We start from the raw sequence: 17,111 nt of genomic DNA on the forward strand, positions 1-17,111 counted from the left end.
TGGCTTTGGCTTGGGTTTTATCAGCCGAAAATATTACGCTTATTGAAATGTTTTTCTATATTTGTGTTAGTCGTAGCTTAATTATCGCCACAGAAATTTAGCTGCAAAACGTTGTAGCTAATTTTTGAAAACTATGAGTAAAAATGACAAATCTTGGAATAAATTAGCATGGAATGATAAAAAAAACAGATTTCAAGTTTTTGCTTTTATATTTTTATTCCTTTTTGTTTTTACATTTTTTTCAATAAAACATCCAAATTTAAATGATCTTGAAAATGTTGAAATAAAACTAACTAAAGAGCCCGTTTTTAAAAAACCGACAGGAAAATGGGCAAGCTATTATATTGAACTAAATAGCAATGAAAATAAATATAAGATTAGAGGAATAGATTATAAATATATATCAAAAGATAAATTTTTAAAATTAATTCATAAAGACACAACCATTACAATCAGCAAATTTGGTAATGACATTTTTAAGTTAAACGTAGGAAATGAAGAATTACTAAACTATGATTTAGCTGGAATTCATAAAACGAAAAACAAAAACTTCATGAGAATTATTTGCTTTTCTGGCTTTATTTTATGCTTAATCCCATTTTTTTTTAAAAATACACCTGAAATAAAAAAATTAAATAATACTAAATTTAGCTTAGTAACATTTCTTATAATTTGCTGGATTATTTCTATTATTGCTGCTGTAATCTATTTAGGCGATATGAAATACATTTCGAGTTCAGAGCCGTTTAATTAAAACTAGCCACAACAGCAGTTAAAAGTAATGGCTTAGGCAAGGGCATACTTCCGAATTTTCTCCGAAAATTCAAAAGTTTGCGTTATATTTGTTTTCGCTTGGTGCTGGCTCTCCGCCACTACTTTTAGCTGCAACACGTTAGCAATAATTATATGAAAAACTTAGTAAAATTCGGGCTTTTATTAATTCTGATTTTTCAGTCTTGCTTTATTATTGCTCAAAAATTCGACAAAAAATATTTTGTAAAAACTGCTTGGTTTGTTAATAATAAAGACAGCATTTTCTATAAATCCGACACTTTAAAATTAATAAAACATGTTAACTTATCTCCAAAATGGTCTGGAAATGGAAAATTATATTCAGAAAATGAAATGGAATATTTTGGTCATGGAGACTTTGTCGAAATAAAGTTTGAAAGACAAGGTGAATTATATTTTAATTGGCGTGTGAAAAATTCAAAATTTAGATTTCCTATTCTTCCTTGGAATTGGAAATATAAGAAAAATGAACAAACTATAGAAATCCATGACGATAAAGATCTTTTAATTTTGAAATTCAAACCGATTTTTGAAAAACAAATAGAAATCACATCTCGTTACGACAAGAACAAAATGAAGACAGTTGAACTTACTGTCGTCAGGATAAAATAACTATTGCTAACAACGGTTTTGTTCAATGGCTTGGGCTTGGTTTTTCCTTCGGAAAAACCTCTATGATTCGTAATTTTGTTTTATATTTGCTTTGGTCAGTGCTTAATCAAAGCCACTGAAACAAAGCCGTCAAACGTTAGCGGTAATACAAAACAAATTATCATGAAATATTTTCTTATAACAATATTTTTACTTGGATTAAATAATTGTATTGCGCAAAATCCTGGGGAAAGTCTTTTTGAATTCTCAGAAAAAAACGCAGAAAAGATATCATTAATTCAATTAATTGCTAATCCTGAAAAATATGACGGAAAAGTCATAGAAGTTAAAGGGTTTTTGAGTTTAGAATTTGAAGGACATGCTCTTTATCTTCAAAAAGACGATTATGAATATTTTAATCGAAAAAATGGTGTTTCAATTTTAGCTTCAATTAGTCCAGAAGAAAAAAAGAATTGTCATCTAAAATTCGTTACAGTAATTGGGAAATTCTACCTAAAACTTTACAACAAAATGGGAACGGATTGGACTGGTTGGTTGATAACAAAAAATATGAATCCAGCACTTACAAGAGAAGAACTACAGAAAATTTAATGTACTACCGCTAACAGCAGTTAAAAGTAATGGCTTAGGCAAGGGCATACTTCCGAATTTTCTCCGAAAATTCAAAAGTTTGCGTTATATTTGTTTTGGCTTGGTTTTGGCTCATCGCCACTACTTTTAGCTGCAACACGTTGTGCGTCACTTTCGAGCGACAGAAAACCGAAAAAGAAAAATGAAAATTTATACTATAACTTTAGAACAAAATATAATTGGAACAACTGAACTTGAAAAAGCAGATGCACCAATGGGAGTAGTTTTCGGAAAAATAAATTTTATCAAAGTAAAATCAGGTTCAGAATTTTTTAAGGAATATTGCGAGAAAAATAAAATAGAATTTGAATTTTATCCTGAAGAGAAACTAATTTTGACAAGAAATATTCCAAATTTAAAAATTGTCAATGAGCAAAACATTGAAATAACTGGAATGTCTAGTTATATAACTGGAATGGATAGTGATATTTTTGAAATAAATATTGATGGAATTCCATATCCATTTTATGAGCAAGAATTTCCAAATCACGTGAAAGAATATAACGAAATGTTTAACTAAATGGAATCAGATAAAATAACCGAAATTGGAATTGATATAGCGGAAAGATTATATATTAAGCCTGAAAATGTAAAATTCACAGTAATTTATAGAACCGCAACAGAAGTTCACTGGGACAATGAAGGTCTTTTTTTGTATTCGCCAAAACCAAAAGATTGGACATATTTACGATGGTATAAACATATAATAAGTGTAGCGGAGGATTGTAATTGTAAATTAATAATTACCGAACACACAAAATGGAAAAACATATCAGAGGAATTAAAAAATGAAATTAGTAAATAAAAAAGCGAACGCACAACAACGGTTTTGTTCAATGGCTTAGGCTTGGTTTTTCCTTCGGAAAAACCTCTATGATTCGTAATTTTGTTTTATATTTGCTTTGGTCAGTGTCTAACCAAAGCCACTGAAACAAAGCCGCAAAACGTTGGGCACAATAAGATGAAACACTTTACTTTAATATTATTTTTAGGAATTTTTCAAACTTTGGTTTCACAAAATCAAAAATTTGAATGGTACGATGAAACCTGCACTTATTTAAGTGTATTTGATAACGATAAATACAATAAATCTGAAATTGAAAATTGTTTTAAAATTATTTATTTTAATAATTATAGAATTACAAAAACACCTTCAGTTCATAAACCAAGTGACATTAATAGATTAAACCAGGATAGTTTAACAAATGAATATTTGATAAAATTAAAAACAGTCAAAAATCTGAACTTACCAAAAAATGGGAATTGGAATATATTCAGAGATAGCATAATTAATCAGTTAGAACAAGAATACAAATTCAGTAAGATTGCATATAAGGCATATATAACAAAAGATTTCGGAATCTTAGATGAGTTTTGGGAATCTGATTCTCTAATTGATGAGTATTGTAATGCCTTACAAGGTTCTGATACTGAATTATTAAACACTTGGGAAAAACTAACTTCTCGAAAAGCAAAAATTAATTGTTGTCCCGATAAAGTTTGGAAAAAATACAGAACGAAAAGAGACTCTGAAAATTGGAAGCAATATGCACAAGTAGATATTATGACTTTCGGATGGTGGAATTCAGCAAATAAATATATAAAGCGTTTTGATGGTTGGAGACACTATGATGAATTCGACAAACTCTTTATTTCCACAAAAGAAATTGAGTGCGATGAAATATAATTACTGTGCCCAACAATGTATAACCGCAATTACGGCGGATTCGACTACGTCCGAATCCACTCGAAATTACTAACGTCAGTGCTTAACCGAAAAACAGTAACTTTAAACCCGTAACTGACGGTTATACGAGAACGTTATAAGCCAGTTTAAAAATTCTATGGTTAAAAAAACATTAAAAATTATAGCTTTAGTTTTAATCATACTTATTGTGATTTACAACTTGTTATTAAGTGATTTCAATCCTTTATTTGAAAATGAGGAATTTGTTTATTTAACTTCTAAAATAAGAGAAACTAAAAAAGAGGATTTAAAATTTTACGTAGACACTTACAATAAAGTGGCCGAAAAAAGAAAAAACAAAAAATGCGAATGTGAAGTTTCAACAACATATATAGGACCATATAGACATGAACGTTCAATAATAAAAATGATTTATGTAATGAAAATTGAAAAAGAGTTTTCGAAAGAAGACTGTTTGAAGTTTCAATTTCTAAATGCCGACTATTTATTTGGAAACAACGGAATTAAAGATGCCGCAAAGTTCTACTTTAAAAAAAGCCTTGAACAACTTAACACAGAAGAGAAACTCGTTCTTGTAGTAATGCTTGAGAATCCAAGCTTATACAATCCAAAAAGACGAAAAGAAAGACTAATGAATAAGGTTAGGATTTATCAAAGAATTATAGAGGGAAAAACCGGCTTATAACAGCAGTTAAATTTCATGGCTTTGGCTTGGGTTTTATCAGCCGAAAATATTACGCTTATTGAAATGTTTTTCTATATTTGTGTTAGTCGTAGCTTAATTATCGCCACAGAAATTTAGCTGCAAAACGTTGTAGCTAATTTTTGAAAACTATGAGTAAAAATGACAAATCTTGGAATAAATTAGCATGGAATGATAAAAAAAACAGATTTCAAGTTTTTGCTTTTATATTTTTATTCCTTTTTGTTTTTACATTTTTTTCAATAAAACATCCAAATTTAAATGATCTTGAAAATGTTGAAATAAAACTAACTAAAGAGCCCGTTTTTAAAAAACCGACAGGAAAATGGGCAAGCTATTATATTGAACTAAATAGCAATGAAAATAAATATAAGATTAGAGGAATAGATTATAAATATATATCAAAAGATAAATTTTTAAAATTAATTCATAAAGACACAACCATTACAATCAGCAAATTTGGTAATGACATTTTTAAGTTAAACGTAGGAAATGAAGAATTACTAAACTATGATTTAGCTGGAATTCATAAAACGAAAAACAAAAACTTCATGAGAATTATTTGCTTTTCTGGCTTTATTTTATGCTTAATCCCATTTTTTTTTAAAAATACACCTGAAATAAAAAAATTAAATAATACTAAATTTAGCTTAGTAACATTTCTTATAATTTGCTGGATTATTTCTATTATTGCTGCTGTAATCTATTTAGGCGATATGAAATACATTTCGAGTTCAGAGCCGTTTAATTAAAACTAGCCACAACAGCAGTTAAAAGTAATGGCTTAGGCAAGGGCATACTTCCGAATTTTCTCCGAAAATTCAAAAGTTTGCGTTATATTTGTTTTCGCTTGGTGCTGGCTCTCCGCCACTACTTTTAGCTGCAACACGTTAGCAGTAATGTTAGAAAAACATACCGTATAATTATGAAATCCAATATTTTAACCAAAAAAAATTAGAAATACAGAGAAAACTAAAATGAAAAAAGTAATTAAAATATTAGCTATTATAATTCTATCTATATTTCTATTTTTAGTTTGTGCTTATTTGTATCTAACAGATTTTGGTCGAAAAGGAATTCTATCAAACGAACCAAGAAAACCAAAAATTGAAATTCCTGTAACATATAATGTTGGTTGGTGGTCATACCAAGATGATTTAATAATTGATAGCTTAAAAATTGGAATTATAGAAAGTAAACTAAACTTATTCAATTCTAAGTCTTTAATATCGTATTCAGTATATGGAAAAATGAAATTTGATGATGGTCATTGGGAACCAAATATTGAAAAAATACATTTATCAGAGCGAATTGAAAAAGATAGTTTGCGAAATAGAATTATAGAAATTACTCCAATAATTTCAGTAACAGAAAAAGACAACGAAAAAAGCGGAGTAAAAAAATTCAAATTTACAAACGAACACACAATAATTTCAAGCGGTTGGGGAAATAATACAATAAAATTTATCTGTGGAAATAAAGAACAGATTATTAAGTTACAACAAAGAAAATAAAAAAAACACTACTGCTAACAGCCGTTTGGCAAGATTGCGAATTTTGTGGTAAATTCACGTTTGCGTTCCGCAAGAAATTTTATCTTTAGTGGAAAATAAACGGTTACGAAGTTCGCAACCTCGCCAAGCGGCGGAACGTTGTAGCACATTTGAGAAACGAACTAAATGATAGAATTAATACTTTCGACTTTAGCTGAATTTGGTTTAATTCGTGAGGATTATAAACATCAAAAGCGAATAACAAAAAAAGAAAAAGAAGACGGAATTAAAAGACCGATTCAAAAATATTTTATGCAACCAAGTGCATTGATGTTTCTGTCTGTTATAGTAATTGGAAGCATAAGTGCTATTCTGTTTTTTACTTATCAAAGAAAATCTGTATTTCCAGAAAAAACGAAAAAAGAAATATTGGAAATGAGCGACAGAATGGAAAATTGGAAAGAAAATTTAGGAAAATATCCAACGGAACTGAATGAATTAATCGGAAATAGTCCTTTAAGACAAGATTGGAAAAAAGACGCTTGGAATCGAGAATATGAATTTACGATTACGGAAAACGGAAAAGGATTTTTAATAACGTCTGCTGGTTCAGATGGAAAATTTCATACTGACGATGACATTAAATCGGAATAAAAGAAAATTTAAAATTATAAGACTTTATATAATTAGTTTAGTCTGTATAGCCTGCTTTTTTTTGTTAGAGAATTCTAACATCATTTCTGAACTTGTTCAAATATCGGAAAAAGGACGCTATGGTGGATTTCCAACATTTTTTTTAACAGGATTATTTAAATACGGATTATTAGTAGTTGGAATAAGTATTATTACAATTATGAGTTTTCTGTTAATCAGAGAAAGAATAAAAAACGATTGAATAAATAAAAACGTGCTACAACACAGCATATAATTAATGGCTAGTTTTAGCTTACTTACGAAAATCCTTGCGGATTTTCTATTCGGTGTTTATTTGCTAAATTAGGTGCTTAAACACGCCACTAATCATATACATAAACGTTACAAGCAATACGATGACAGACTACGAATTAAAAAATATTGACTCCGAAGACATTGAAGACTTACTTGTGGAAGTCGAAAAGTCATTTGGAATTAGTTTTGTTGGTAATGAGTTAGCTCATATTGCGACATTTGGAGAGCTTTGCGACCATATTGCAGATAAAATAAAGCTTGACAACTCTAACGATTGTACAAGCCAACAAGCATTCTATAAACTGCGTGAAGCAATTTTAACCACACTTCAAATTGATAATAAAATAATTACTCCTGACTTTCCGCTAACCAAAATTTTACCGAGACAAAATAGACGCTCAACAACAAAAAAGTTAGAAAATCACTTGGGTTTTAAACTGAATATTTTGAGAGCACCGAATTGGGTAACTAAAAGTCTTTTAATTGTATTAATTATATCAATTATTGGAATATTTTTCAATTGGCGTATTGGAATTTTGGGAAGTGTCTTTTCTATCTGCGGACTTCAGTTATCAAAGAGAATTGGAAACGAACTTGACTTGATGACTATTGGTGATGTTGCGGAGAAAATGACAAGAGAAAATTATTTAAAATCGAGACGAAACCAAAATACTTTCAACAAAAGGGAAATTGAAAAAATACTAACAGATTGGTTCAGCGTTTACTTTGACTTAGACAAAAGCAAATTAACAAGAGAAGCTGAATTTAAATAAAGTACTGCTTGTAACAAGCGTTTGGCAAGATTGCGAATTTTGTAGTAAATTCACGTTTATTTCTCGCAAGAAATTTTATCTTTGATAGAAAATAATCGGTTCCGAAGTTCGCAACCTCGCCAAGCGCCGGAACGTTAGTGGCAAGGTTACTGCACCAGAAACTAAAAGGAAAAATGAAAACAATAAAATTCAAAAATTGGACACTTATTGTTGATGTAGAATTAACTAAATCAACTTATAAAAAAGCTGAAATAGGAAGTGCGAGCAGTTGTGTTTGTGATGAATGTAAAAATTATTCTGCTTATCGTGAAAATGTATTTCCTGAAGAAATTAAAAACCTTTTTTCTGAAATTGGAATTGACTTCAACAAAGAAAGTGAAATTACTCGATATTGTAAACAAAAAAATGGTTTGCATTTTTATGGTGGTTGGTTTCACTTTAAAGGGGAATTTATTGGAGAAAATTGTAAAAATGAACAGGAAGGAAATAGTTTTACATTTGAACTAACTAAAATTGAAGAAAACTTTAGTATTGGCTTCCATTTAAGTTCAGCTTTATCTTTTTTTGAAGACAAAAACAATCTTGTTCAGATTGAATTTGAAACTGAAATTCCTTGGGTTATTGCAAAAGAATTAGAAACAGAATAAAATGGACAAAACAAAATCCAAAAACGATTTTAAAAACATACAAAATCTTGTAAATGATTTTGATCTATGTGGACTTATTCTTGGTGGAGCACCAATAGACGAATATGAAAGTTTAACAAATATTTTATTGAGTTCATTTTATAACAACAAACCAAAATTGGAAACACAGAAAATAATAATCGATGAAATCGAAAATTATTATGGAATGGGAAAAATTGAGGATGAAAATAGTTCAAAGAAATTGAAAACCGAAATTGAAAAATTAATTGACAAAGCGGAATTAGAAATCAAAAACAAGCCCAGCCACTAACAGCAGTTTGGCAATATGGCGGGTTTTGGCATTTTTAGAAAGTTCGCTGATTATTAAAAGTTTTGTTTATATTTGTGATGTTTGGAGCTGAAATTCCGCCACATCCCAAGCTGCAAAACGTTGTGCGTCATTTAAAAATGAAACTTTGAAATGCAAATTAAACCTGAAGAGTTAGATAATAATGGTTACGTCCTAATAGACAGTTTAGGACATAAGGAACTTATTCCTTTTGTGAGAACATACTTAAAAAAGCGGACAAAAATTTCATCATTTTACACAGTCTCTAATATAATTATAGTTGTTGCAATAATATTTTGTTTTTGGCAAAATTATGGAATTGATGATTTTAGTTTGGGCAGTGGAATTACATATTTTACTTATGGAATGGCTATTGCATTTGGACTGATACCATTACACGAATTTATCCACGTTTTAGCTTATAAATCTCAAGGTGCTGAAAAAACATCCTATGGAGCGAATTTAAAAAAATTTCATTTTATGGCAATTGCTGATAAGTTTGTTGCCAACAAGAAAGAATTTCAAGTTGTTGCCCTTGCGCCATTTGTAGTCATATCTATTATTTTGGGAATTCTTCTATTTTTTGTTTCAAATCTATGGGATTTTACAATTCTAGGAATATTGCTCACTCATACGGCTTTTTCTTCAGGAGATTTTGGTTTATTAAGCTACTTTGAATTTAACAATGACAGAGAAATTGTAACCTACGATGATAAAGAAAATAGCATTTCATATTTTTATGGAAAGATTAAGTAAAAAAACGAACGCACAACAATGTATATAAAAAATAGGCGAAACAGTATTAATTTCAAGGCTTTTGGCTCGCCTCAAAGTTGGTGCTTAACCGAAAGTTTGGTACTTCGAAATCGCCTACTTTTCATATACTAACCGTTAGCTGCAATTAGAACAACCGAATTAAAAAAACACTAATGAATAGAAAAGAATTATCTGAATTAACAGATCAAGAACTATTAGACGAGTCGAAAAGAATAAAACCCAACCCTTGGCTTGATGCTTTTTTAATTGGGCTTTTGATTGGTATTATTGTTTACGGTGTTATAATAAACAGTATGGGGTTTTTAGCAATAATCCCCCTATTCTTGATTTATGTACTGATTAAAAAATCCAAAAAACATAAAGCTTTGGAAAAACTATTAAAAGAACGAAATTTAAGTTAAAAGATAGTGATGGTTTGTAAGAATTGTGAAACAGAAGTAATCCAAAATTACTGCCCAAATTGTGGAGCTCCAGTTGTGTTAAAAAGAATCAACGGACAATATATTCTCAAAGAAATTAGTAGCGTCTTAAACTTCGATAGAGGAATTTTATACACGATAAGGGAATTATTACTAAGACCTGGAAAGAATATTCAAACATTCGTTCTTGAAGATAGAAATCGACTTGTGAAACCGATAATCTTTATCATTATTACCTCATTGATTTATACACTGGCACAACAATTTCTTCACTTTGAAGATGGTTATGTAAATGCCGGAGGATTTGAAGAGTCAACAACTGCAAATATTTTTGGGTGGATTCAGAAAAATTACGGTTATGCGAACATCTTAATGGCAATTTTCATTGCAGGTTGGATTAAAATTTTCTTTAGAAAATATGAATACAATTATTTTGAAATACTAATCTTACTATGTTTCGTAATGGGAATTGGTATGCTAATTTATACAGTTTTTGGAATCATAGAAAGCACAACTAAAATACAAATATTACATATAGGAGGAATAATTGCACTAGTATATACTTCGTGGGCAATTGGACGATTCTTTGACAAAAACAAAAAAGTAAACTATTTTAAAGGAGTTTTATCTTACTTGCTGGGTATGATAACTTTCTTTCTTGCGGCAATAATTTTAGGAATGGGGATTGACTTAATACAAGGAATATAATATCGGAAAGAATGAAAAAAGCAGCTAACAATGGCTAGGCGCACATACCTCCGCAAGCTACGGTACGTCGCCTAGCCGAGCCGTTATACGTAATTTTAAAAAAATGACATGAAAAAATTCTTTCTTTATATTATCTCGATCATTTTTTTAAGTTGTGGGAATGATTATGAAAAAGAAGAAATCAAAGTCATTAGCGATATTACAAATGATTATCTAAGAAGAAGTCACTTAAACTTAGATGACGAATACATAAAATTAGACACTATTCAAGTAGAAGATTCTGAATTTGACGTTTACATATCTGATGCATTAATTCCAATAAAACAAATAAAAGAAGACAATGAATGGATGTTTTCCAACAATAATTTTACAAAAAAAGATTCAATCCTATTTAACGAATTAATTAATTCTGAATATTTTGATTCATTAAAATATAGAGAATTCAATAAAACTGAAATCAAATTAGATAAACCCTACAATCAAATGTTTGAAAAAGATGACAAAACGACTTCTGCAGAAATATATCTTATGTTTAATTTTTCAAGGGTTTGTTTTAATAACGAAATGGATAAAGGAATTGTTGTTATCGACTATAAAATTGGTGGTAAATATGGGTTTACACAAGGTTATAATATGTCGTTAATAATTTTAAAAGTAAATGGAAAGTGGACATATATTAAAAATGATTAAAAAACTACGCACAACAGCCGTTTGTTGCAATTGCTAGGCTCGGTGTGTGTTCGGAATTTTCTCCGAAAATTCCACGAGGAATTTTGTACTTGTAATCTTTTGTCTTAAATTTACGCAACTGCCACAAGCGGCAACACGTTGTACAACATTTTGAAAATGAAAAATCCACTTACAAAACAACAAGAACAACTCAGAGGAAAGAAAGTTAATGATATGACAAATCAAGAGCTTGAGATTTGGGTTCAAGCTTGTGATAAAATGGAAAACTGGGTTGATGTTAATAAAGCTCGCAGAAGCTGGACAAAATCAAGAGATGAAGCTGAATCTGAGCTTGAAAAAAGAACAAAAAACTAGAATTTCGAAAAATAAAAAAGACGAAATGAAAAAATGGCTTTTAATAATGATTGGAATAATTCTGATTGGAATTGTTGGAATTAGTATCAAAATAAATTCTGATTTAAATGAAGTTGTAGAAACCTTTAATTCTGAACATTCCATAGAAGAAGCTGACTTTGTTCTTATTTCTGAATCTATTTCACCGAATAAAAAGCATAAATATTATGAATATCAATTCGACAACGGCGGATTTGGATATTCAAGAGTATTTTGGTCTGTAGTTGAAAATAACAAAAGCCAATCTGAACTTGGTAAAGGATTGATTCCTGACGGATTTAGAATAAAAAGTTGGTCTTCTAAAAGTGAATTGATATTGGAAAAGTGGAAACCATATTACGAAATCAAAGAAGCGGAATTGAAAAGCGGAACGAAAATTAATGGAGTGAAAATCGTTCTTAAAGAATAACAAAAACGTCGTACAACAGCAGTTAAATTTCATGGCTTTGGCTTGGGTTTAATCAGCCGAAAATAATGCGCTTATTGAAAGGTTTTTTCTATATTTGTGTCAGCCGTAGCTTAATTATCGCCACAGAAATTTAGCTGCAAAACGTTAGCGGTAATTGTAAAAAGACGAACCAAATAGACAACAACTGAAATAGAAATTAGAACAGAATGAAAATTATTGAAATCGCTTTTGACGACTTTAAAATTACGACAGACAAATCAAAAATGGATATTGTTGCAATTCACGACTTCTTATCAAAATATTCAGGTTGGAGTGACAATATTCCTTTTGACAAAGTAAAGTCTTCTATTGACAATTCCCTAAACTTCGGACTATTTCATAACGACAAACAAATTGGGTTTGCAAGAATAATATCGGACTTTTCGACTATTGCATATTTAGGGGACATTTATATTTTGGAAGATTATCGTGGACAAGGACTTTCAAAAAAACTAATGGACGCTGTAATTGAACACCCAAACTTACAAGGACTAAGACGCTGGATTTTATTGACATCGACAGCAGATTGGCTTTATGAAAAGTATGGCTTTACTAAATTACCCAAACCAGAATTATATATGGAACTATTTAACCCAAATGTTTATAAACCAGAAATACAAATACTTGACAATTAAATTAGCAATGAAAACAACGAACCGCTAACAGCATATTTATGAAATGGCGGGTTTAGTGCAAAATAGAAACTTTGTGCATCAAAGAAAGTTAAGTGCTAAAAAGAAGCATCGGTTTTCAAAAGCCGCCACTTCATAAATATGCGAAACGTTAGCATAGATTTTAAAAAAACGAAAAAAAATGAAATTAACAAAAACCTTATTTTTATTATTTGTAATTAATCTTTCTTTAGCACAAAAAAAAGAAACCATAAATGTCCCTAAAGGAATTGTATATAATTATTGTGATAATAAAATCATTGAAAAAGCTAAGAAATTAATCACTGATAATTTATCAGAAAATAGTGATTATAGATTATTGCAAAACAACCTTATTATTGGTCCCATACTATGGAAAAGTCTTAAGGTTAATGAAAAAATTGAAAAAATTGAAAAAGGAAAAGTTCAATTTCATGTTGATGATTTAATATTAGATGGAAAAATGAGTCAAGATATTAACGACTCTAAAATAATCTGGGATGAATTCAAGAAATTAGTTTCGGATGAATATACAATACGAAAAGCAAATGAACAAGAATTAAAATATTATTGGTCTGTAATATCTTTTGACATTGATGAACCTCTTTTAATTATAGAAACTAAAGAACATAATTATATTTTAAATTTTTTAAAAAAAGATTTAAAATTGATGTGGTTAGATGAAGCTCCAAACTCAAAAGAAAATAAGGAAAAATTAGACAATGATGTAGTAAAGTATCAAAATGGTAAAGAAGTAAATTCTAATTCAAAAGGAATAAAAGAAACTAAACTTGAACAAGTTGTTCTTTTAAATACAGATGAAGAACTAAAAAAAAATAGTTCTTTTGAAGATATTAAATCAATAGTTGACAAAACAAATTTAATCTTTGATGAGCTATTCAAAAATTCTGAAAAGCCCGGTAAAATAATGGTTGAATTTGAAATCAAAAAAGATAAAAACGTAATACAATTCTCTGTTCGAGATGAACTTGATTTAGAAATCATGAAAGAATTTGAAAAAAGAGTCAATAATGAAAAATATCCGAACTCTAAAAAGAGCCCTATTAAACTTCAGTTAATCTATAAAGTAAATTCTTATAATGAAACTGAATAAAAAAAACCTATGCTAACAGCAGTTAAAAGTAATGGCTTAGGCAAGGGCATACTTCCGAATTTTCTCCGAAAATTCAAAAGTTTGCGTTATATTTGTTTTGGCTTGGTCTTGGCTCGTCGCCACTTCTTTTAGCTGCAAAACGTTAGCGGTAATTTTATCGCAGAATCAAGAAAATGATATAAGTTTAATTATCAGGTATGACGAAATTTGTATTCTACATTTTAATATTGAGTTTAATTACAACTTGTGGAGATTCTCAAAATCTTTCACCTGTATCGAAAAGCTATATTGACGAAGTAATTACTTTATTGCAGAACAATTCAATAAATAAAAACAAGATTAATTGGGAAGATTTTAGAAATGATGTATATAGACACGCAAAAGGGTCGAAAACAATAGAAAATACTTATCCTTCAATTACTTATGCAATAACTAAATTAGAAGACAACCATAGTTATTTTGCTGCAAATATCGTTTCACAAGATACGAGCGATTTGGCTCCTTTGCCAATTTTGTTAGATGAAATTGTACCCGAAAACATTGGTTATATTAGAATTGGTTTTTGTATGGGTGACGAACAACTCAAAAAAAACTATATCAATTCTGTTATAGACAAAATAGCAAAACAAGATAAAATAAATCTAAAGGGCTGGATTGTAGATTTGAGAGGAAATTTTGGAGGCGATATGGTACCAATGTTAACCGCAGTAGGTCCAATTTTGGGAGAAGGAGTATTAGGATACTTTTTCTATCCTGACAATTCATTTTATACTTGGAATTATAAAAATGGATATCTATATGATGAAAATGGTATTTGGTGGGAGCAATTCACTAATACCTATCTTTTAAAATCCCCTAATCCTTATGTTGCTATTCTTACAGATAATATTACAGCAAGTTCTGGAGAAGCAGTAGCAATAGCCTTTAAGGGGCGTAGCAAAACCAAGTCATTTGGAACACAGACATTCGGAGTTTCAACTTGTAATCGTGTACATATTTTATCTGATGGTTCAAGAATTAACTTAACTGAAAGTGTATTTGCAGACAGAAATAAAACAAAATATGGACATTCTGTTTACCCTGATGTGGAGTGTGATAATAACAAAACATTGGAAGAGGCTTTAAATTGGATATCAAGCCAACATTAAAAACTACCGCTAACACAGGTTTTACGCTATTGCGGGTTTCTGCCTTAATTTAAATTTTCTTTTGTATCTTTGAGTTCAGTGCTCAACTGATAGTTTCGGAGTTCTTAATCCGCAACAGACGTAAAGCCTGGGAACGTTGTAACCAATTAAAATGAACCTAGAAATAACATCGAATCTTACGAATTTATTCAATATCAATTTTGAAGTTATTAAGAACACTTCGATTAAAAAAATGTTCAATGAATTAATCAACGAAAACCCAAAAGCTTTCAATTTAAATCTTGGAGTTATAACAAATTTGTTTGATAACGATGAGATTAAAAGTTTCAAGAAAGCTAAAAAGAATACTGATTTGATTTCAGCATTTGAAAATGCAAAAAAAATGGAATTTGATGAAAAAGAAATCATCGCTGAACTTAAAACTGATATTTTAAATTCTATTTTTGAATTGAAATCTAAAATTAACTCTGAAAATAAAGGTTTTAAAAACCAGATAATATTTATTGAGTACGATTATGAACCTTATGCTTATTTTTGCGGATTTGGAAAAGGAAATTACCCGATATTGAAAACACCTGAATATTTTGAATTTAACTTTCGAGAAGAATTATATGCTGGTATTGGAAAAATAGATTTTTCTAAAATATGGAAAGAATTATCTTTAATAAATGAGCTTTTAGAAGATTTAGATATTTACGATCAAGTATACGAAACTGAACTATATCAAAGTTTGCTAAATTGTATAAAGTTCAAAACTTATTTATTGCTTAATAAGGCTTTTGAAGAAATTGGAATAAATGCATTTAACGGAATCGAAATCGAACAACCTTTAATGATTTACGGAAATGAACATGATTGTGAATCAATAAATATTTATGCATACGAATGAAATAACTGGTTACAACAGCCTTTTGTAGCAATTACTAGGCTTGGCTTGTGTTCGGAATTTTCTCCGAAAATTCCATGAGGTGTTTTGTACTTGTAATCTTTTGTCTTAAATTTACGCAACTGCCACAAGCGGCAACACGTTGTGTGTAATTACAATCACTAACTAATTGTTGAAATAAATTTGGTGTTTGTAACAAAAACTTCGTAAAACCGTCTGAATAGAAAATCAATTATAATGAAAAAATATTATCCAGTCCTTCATACAATTGCTCGTTATTTCTTAGCATCAATTATATTAATGTATGCTGTTGCCAAAATAATGGGCACTCAATTCTCTTCTTCACCATCTATTTGGGACAAAACGGTCGGTGAATTATCTGGTTTTGAGCTAACTTGGTTTTTCTACGGTTATTCTTTTTGGTACGGAGTTTTTATCGCTTCCTCACAAATAATCGCAGCTTTTCTATTGTTCTTCAGAAAAACTACCAGACTCGGAATAGTTCTTTATTTGTCGATAATGATTAATATTCTGGTCTTAGATTTGACTTACGAAATTGACGGAGCAATTGGAATGGCAATTACACTAACAATAATCGCACTTTTTGTGTTTTTTGCTGAATTTAAATCTTTCTATAAATTTTTCATTCAAGAACCGCCTTTACATCAAGAAACTGATAGACCAAATTGGATGAATAAATTTAGCAAAGTCAAATATTTTTACATTCCTTTATTAATTGCGGGACTTTTTGCTTTGACATACACATTAAAAAAGAACATAATGACCAAAAATGAATTTTATGGCGCTTGGGAACCGACAAATAAGAATGACTGGTCACGAATTTATTTTCAAGAAGCCTCAACATTTTCTATTCGAGGAAATAACAATTTTAATGAGATTTATACAGGTAAATACAAAATCGATAAGGAAAGTAAAACTATAGATTTCATTGCATTTGACAAAGACTATATTTCAGAGGCTGATGTCCTAAATCCTGATACAAATAGAATGGAAGTAGTTTTGAGTATGGATTTTCAGTTGAAAGAGAGTTATATGACCATTCGGAATGACAGTTTGAATATTGAAATGAAAAAACTAAAATAACTACACACAACAACGTGTATATTTAATTGCTAGTCAAGTCTTTACTCGGAAAATGATATAGATTAACCTATGGTTCGTTTTCTTTTACTAAATTAGTGCTAAACCAACGCAACTAAACATACATGAACACGTTGTGTGTA

At 29.7% G+C, this 17,111-nt stretch carries 25 protein-coding genes; all 25 read left to right on the forward strand.

Annotated elements, in window-relative coordinates:
* Positions 1–133 precede the first annotated feature (133 nt).
* Entirely contained in the window at positions 134–754 is a 621-nt protein-coding gene (locus ACQ65T_RS11390) for a hypothetical protein (RefSeq protein WP_430401194.1), read from the forward strand.
* A gap of 152 nt (positions 755–906) precedes the next feature.
* A complete protein-coding gene (locus ACQ65T_RS11395; protein ID WP_430401195.1) occupies positions 907–1,404 on the forward strand; it encodes a hypothetical protein in 498 nt (165 codons plus the stop codon).
* Positions 1,405–1,566: 162 nt separating this feature from the next.
* Entirely contained in the window at positions 1,567–1,995 is a 429-nt protein-coding gene (locus ACQ65T_RS11400) for a hypothetical protein (protein WP_430401196.1), read from the forward strand.
* Between the two features lie 181 nt (positions 1,996–2,176).
* Positions 2,177–2,554, forward strand: a complete 378-nt coding sequence (locus ACQ65T_RS11405) for a hypothetical protein (RefSeq protein ID WP_430401197.1) — start codon at positions 2,177–2,179, stop codon at positions 2,552–2,554.
* Positions 2,555–2,839 carry a hypothetical protein gene (locus ACQ65T_RS11410; RefSeq protein WP_430401198.1) on the forward strand — a complete coding sequence of 95 codons (285 nt, stop codon included), beginning with the start codon at positions 2,555–2,557 and terminating at the stop codon, positions 2,837–2,839.
* A 156-nt stretch (positions 2,840–2,995) separates the two neighbouring features.
* Positions 2,996–3,721, forward strand: a complete 726-nt coding sequence (locus ACQ65T_RS11415; protein WP_430401199.1) for a hypothetical protein — start codon at positions 2,996–2,998, stop codon at positions 3,719–3,721.
* 157 nt (positions 3,722–3,878) lie between these two features.
* Positions 3,879–4,427: a transglycosylase domain-containing protein gene (locus ACQ65T_RS11420; RefSeq protein WP_430401193.1), complete on the forward strand. Its 549-nt coding sequence runs from the start codon at positions 3,879–3,881 to the stop codon at positions 4,425–4,427.
* 149 nt (positions 4,428–4,576) lie between these two features.
* On the forward strand, positions 4,577–5,197 hold the full coding sequence (locus tag ACQ65T_RS11425; protein ID WP_430401194.1) for a hypothetical protein: 621 nt from the start codon (positions 4,577–4,579) through the stop codon (positions 5,195–5,197).
* A 225-nt stretch (positions 5,198–5,422) separates the two neighbouring features.
* Positions 5,423–5,959: a hypothetical protein gene (locus tag ACQ65T_RS11430; RefSeq protein ID WP_430401200.1), complete on the forward strand. Its 537-nt coding sequence runs from the start codon at positions 5,423–5,425 to the stop codon at positions 5,957–5,959.
* A 165-nt stretch (positions 5,960–6,124) separates the two neighbouring features.
* Positions 6,125–6,592 (forward strand): type II secretion system protein GspG, encoded by a 468-nt coding sequence (locus ACQ65T_RS11435; RefSeq protein ID WP_179317587.1) that lies wholly within the window; start codon positions 6,125–6,127, stop codon positions 6,590–6,592.
* A gap of 61 nt (positions 6,593–6,653) precedes the next feature.
* On the forward strand, positions 6,654–6,833 hold the full coding sequence (locus ACQ65T_RS11440) for a hypothetical protein (protein WP_430401201.1): 180 nt from the start codon (positions 6,654–6,656) through the stop codon (positions 6,831–6,833).
* Positions 6,834–6,987: 154 nt separating this feature from the next.
* Positions 6,988–7,659: an acyl carrier protein gene (locus tag ACQ65T_RS11445; protein ID WP_430401202.1), complete on the forward strand. Its 672-nt coding sequence runs from the start codon at positions 6,988–6,990 to the stop codon at positions 7,657–7,659.
* A 173-nt stretch (positions 7,660–7,832) separates the two neighbouring features.
* The gene (locus ACQ65T_RS11450; protein WP_430401203.1) at positions 7,833–8,306 is read left to right on the forward strand and encodes a hypothetical protein; all 474 of its coding nucleotides are present in this window, start codon (positions 7,833–7,835) and stop codon (positions 8,304–8,306) included.
* 1 nt (position 8,307) lies between these two features.
* The gene (locus ACQ65T_RS11455; protein WP_430401204.1) at positions 8,308–8,616 is read left to right on the forward strand and encodes a hypothetical protein; all 309 of its coding nucleotides are present in this window, start codon (positions 8,308–8,310) and stop codon (positions 8,614–8,616) included.
* 150 nt (positions 8,617–8,766) lie between these two features.
* Positions 8,767–9,390 carry a DUF3267 domain-containing protein gene (locus ACQ65T_RS11460; protein ID WP_430401205.1) on the forward strand — a complete coding sequence of 208 codons (624 nt, stop codon included), beginning with the start codon at positions 8,767–8,769 and terminating at the stop codon, positions 9,388–9,390.
* 173 nt (positions 9,391–9,563) lie between these two features.
* Positions 9,564–9,812, forward strand: coding sequence for an FUSC family protein (locus ACQ65T_RS11465; RefSeq protein WP_430401206.1), 249 nt, complete (start codon positions 9,564–9,566; stop codon positions 9,810–9,812).
* 9 nt (positions 9,813–9,821) lie between these two features.
* Positions 9,822–10,538 carry a DUF3667 domain-containing protein gene (locus ACQ65T_RS11470; protein ID WP_430401207.1) on the forward strand — a complete coding sequence of 239 codons (717 nt, stop codon included), beginning with the start codon at positions 9,822–9,824 and terminating at the stop codon, positions 10,536–10,538.
* A gap of 108 nt (positions 10,539–10,646) precedes the next feature.
* Positions 10,647–11,228 carry a hypothetical protein gene (locus tag ACQ65T_RS11475; protein ID WP_430401208.1) on the forward strand — a complete coding sequence of 194 codons (582 nt, stop codon included), beginning with the start codon at positions 10,647–10,649 and terminating at the stop codon, positions 11,226–11,228.
* Positions 11,229–11,384: 156 nt separating this feature from the next.
* Positions 11,385–11,582 carry a hypothetical protein gene (locus ACQ65T_RS11480; RefSeq protein ID WP_430401209.1) on the forward strand — a complete coding sequence of 66 codons (198 nt, stop codon included), beginning with the start codon at positions 11,385–11,387 and terminating at the stop codon, positions 11,580–11,582.
* A 25-nt stretch (positions 11,583–11,607) separates the two neighbouring features.
* Positions 11,608–12,030 (forward strand): hypothetical protein, encoded by a 423-nt coding sequence (locus ACQ65T_RS11485; RefSeq protein WP_430401210.1) that lies wholly within the window; start codon positions 11,608–11,610, stop codon positions 12,028–12,030.
* Between the two features lie 206 nt (positions 12,031–12,236).
* A complete protein-coding gene (locus ACQ65T_RS11490; RefSeq protein ID WP_430401211.1) occupies positions 12,237–12,704 on the forward strand; it encodes a GNAT family N-acetyltransferase in 468 nt (155 codons plus the stop codon).
* A gap of 178 nt (positions 12,705–12,882) precedes the next feature.
* On the forward strand, positions 12,883–13,833 hold the full coding sequence (locus ACQ65T_RS11495) for a hypothetical protein (protein WP_430401212.1): 951 nt from the start codon (positions 12,883–12,885) through the stop codon (positions 13,831–13,833).
* 197 nt (positions 13,834–14,030) lie between these two features.
* Entirely contained in the window at positions 14,031–14,981 is a 951-nt protein-coding gene (locus ACQ65T_RS11500; RefSeq protein ID WP_430401213.1) for a S41 family peptidase, read from the forward strand.
* Between the two features lie 151 nt (positions 14,982–15,132).
* The gene (locus tag ACQ65T_RS11505; protein WP_430401214.1) at positions 15,133–15,870 is read left to right on the forward strand and encodes a hypothetical protein; all 738 of its coding nucleotides are present in this window, start codon (positions 15,133–15,135) and stop codon (positions 15,868–15,870) included.
* A gap of 234 nt (positions 15,871–16,104) precedes the next feature.
* Positions 16,105–16,971, forward strand: a complete 867-nt coding sequence (locus tag ACQ65T_RS11510) for a hypothetical protein (protein ID WP_430401215.1) — start codon at positions 16,105–16,107, stop codon at positions 16,969–16,971.
* The last annotated feature ends 140 nt before the right edge of the window (positions 16,972–17,111 follow it).

The organism is Flavobacterium sp. (assembly GCF_965284515.1).
GTDB lineage: Bacteria > Bacteroidota > Bacteroidia > Flavobacteriales > Flavobacteriaceae > Flavobacterium.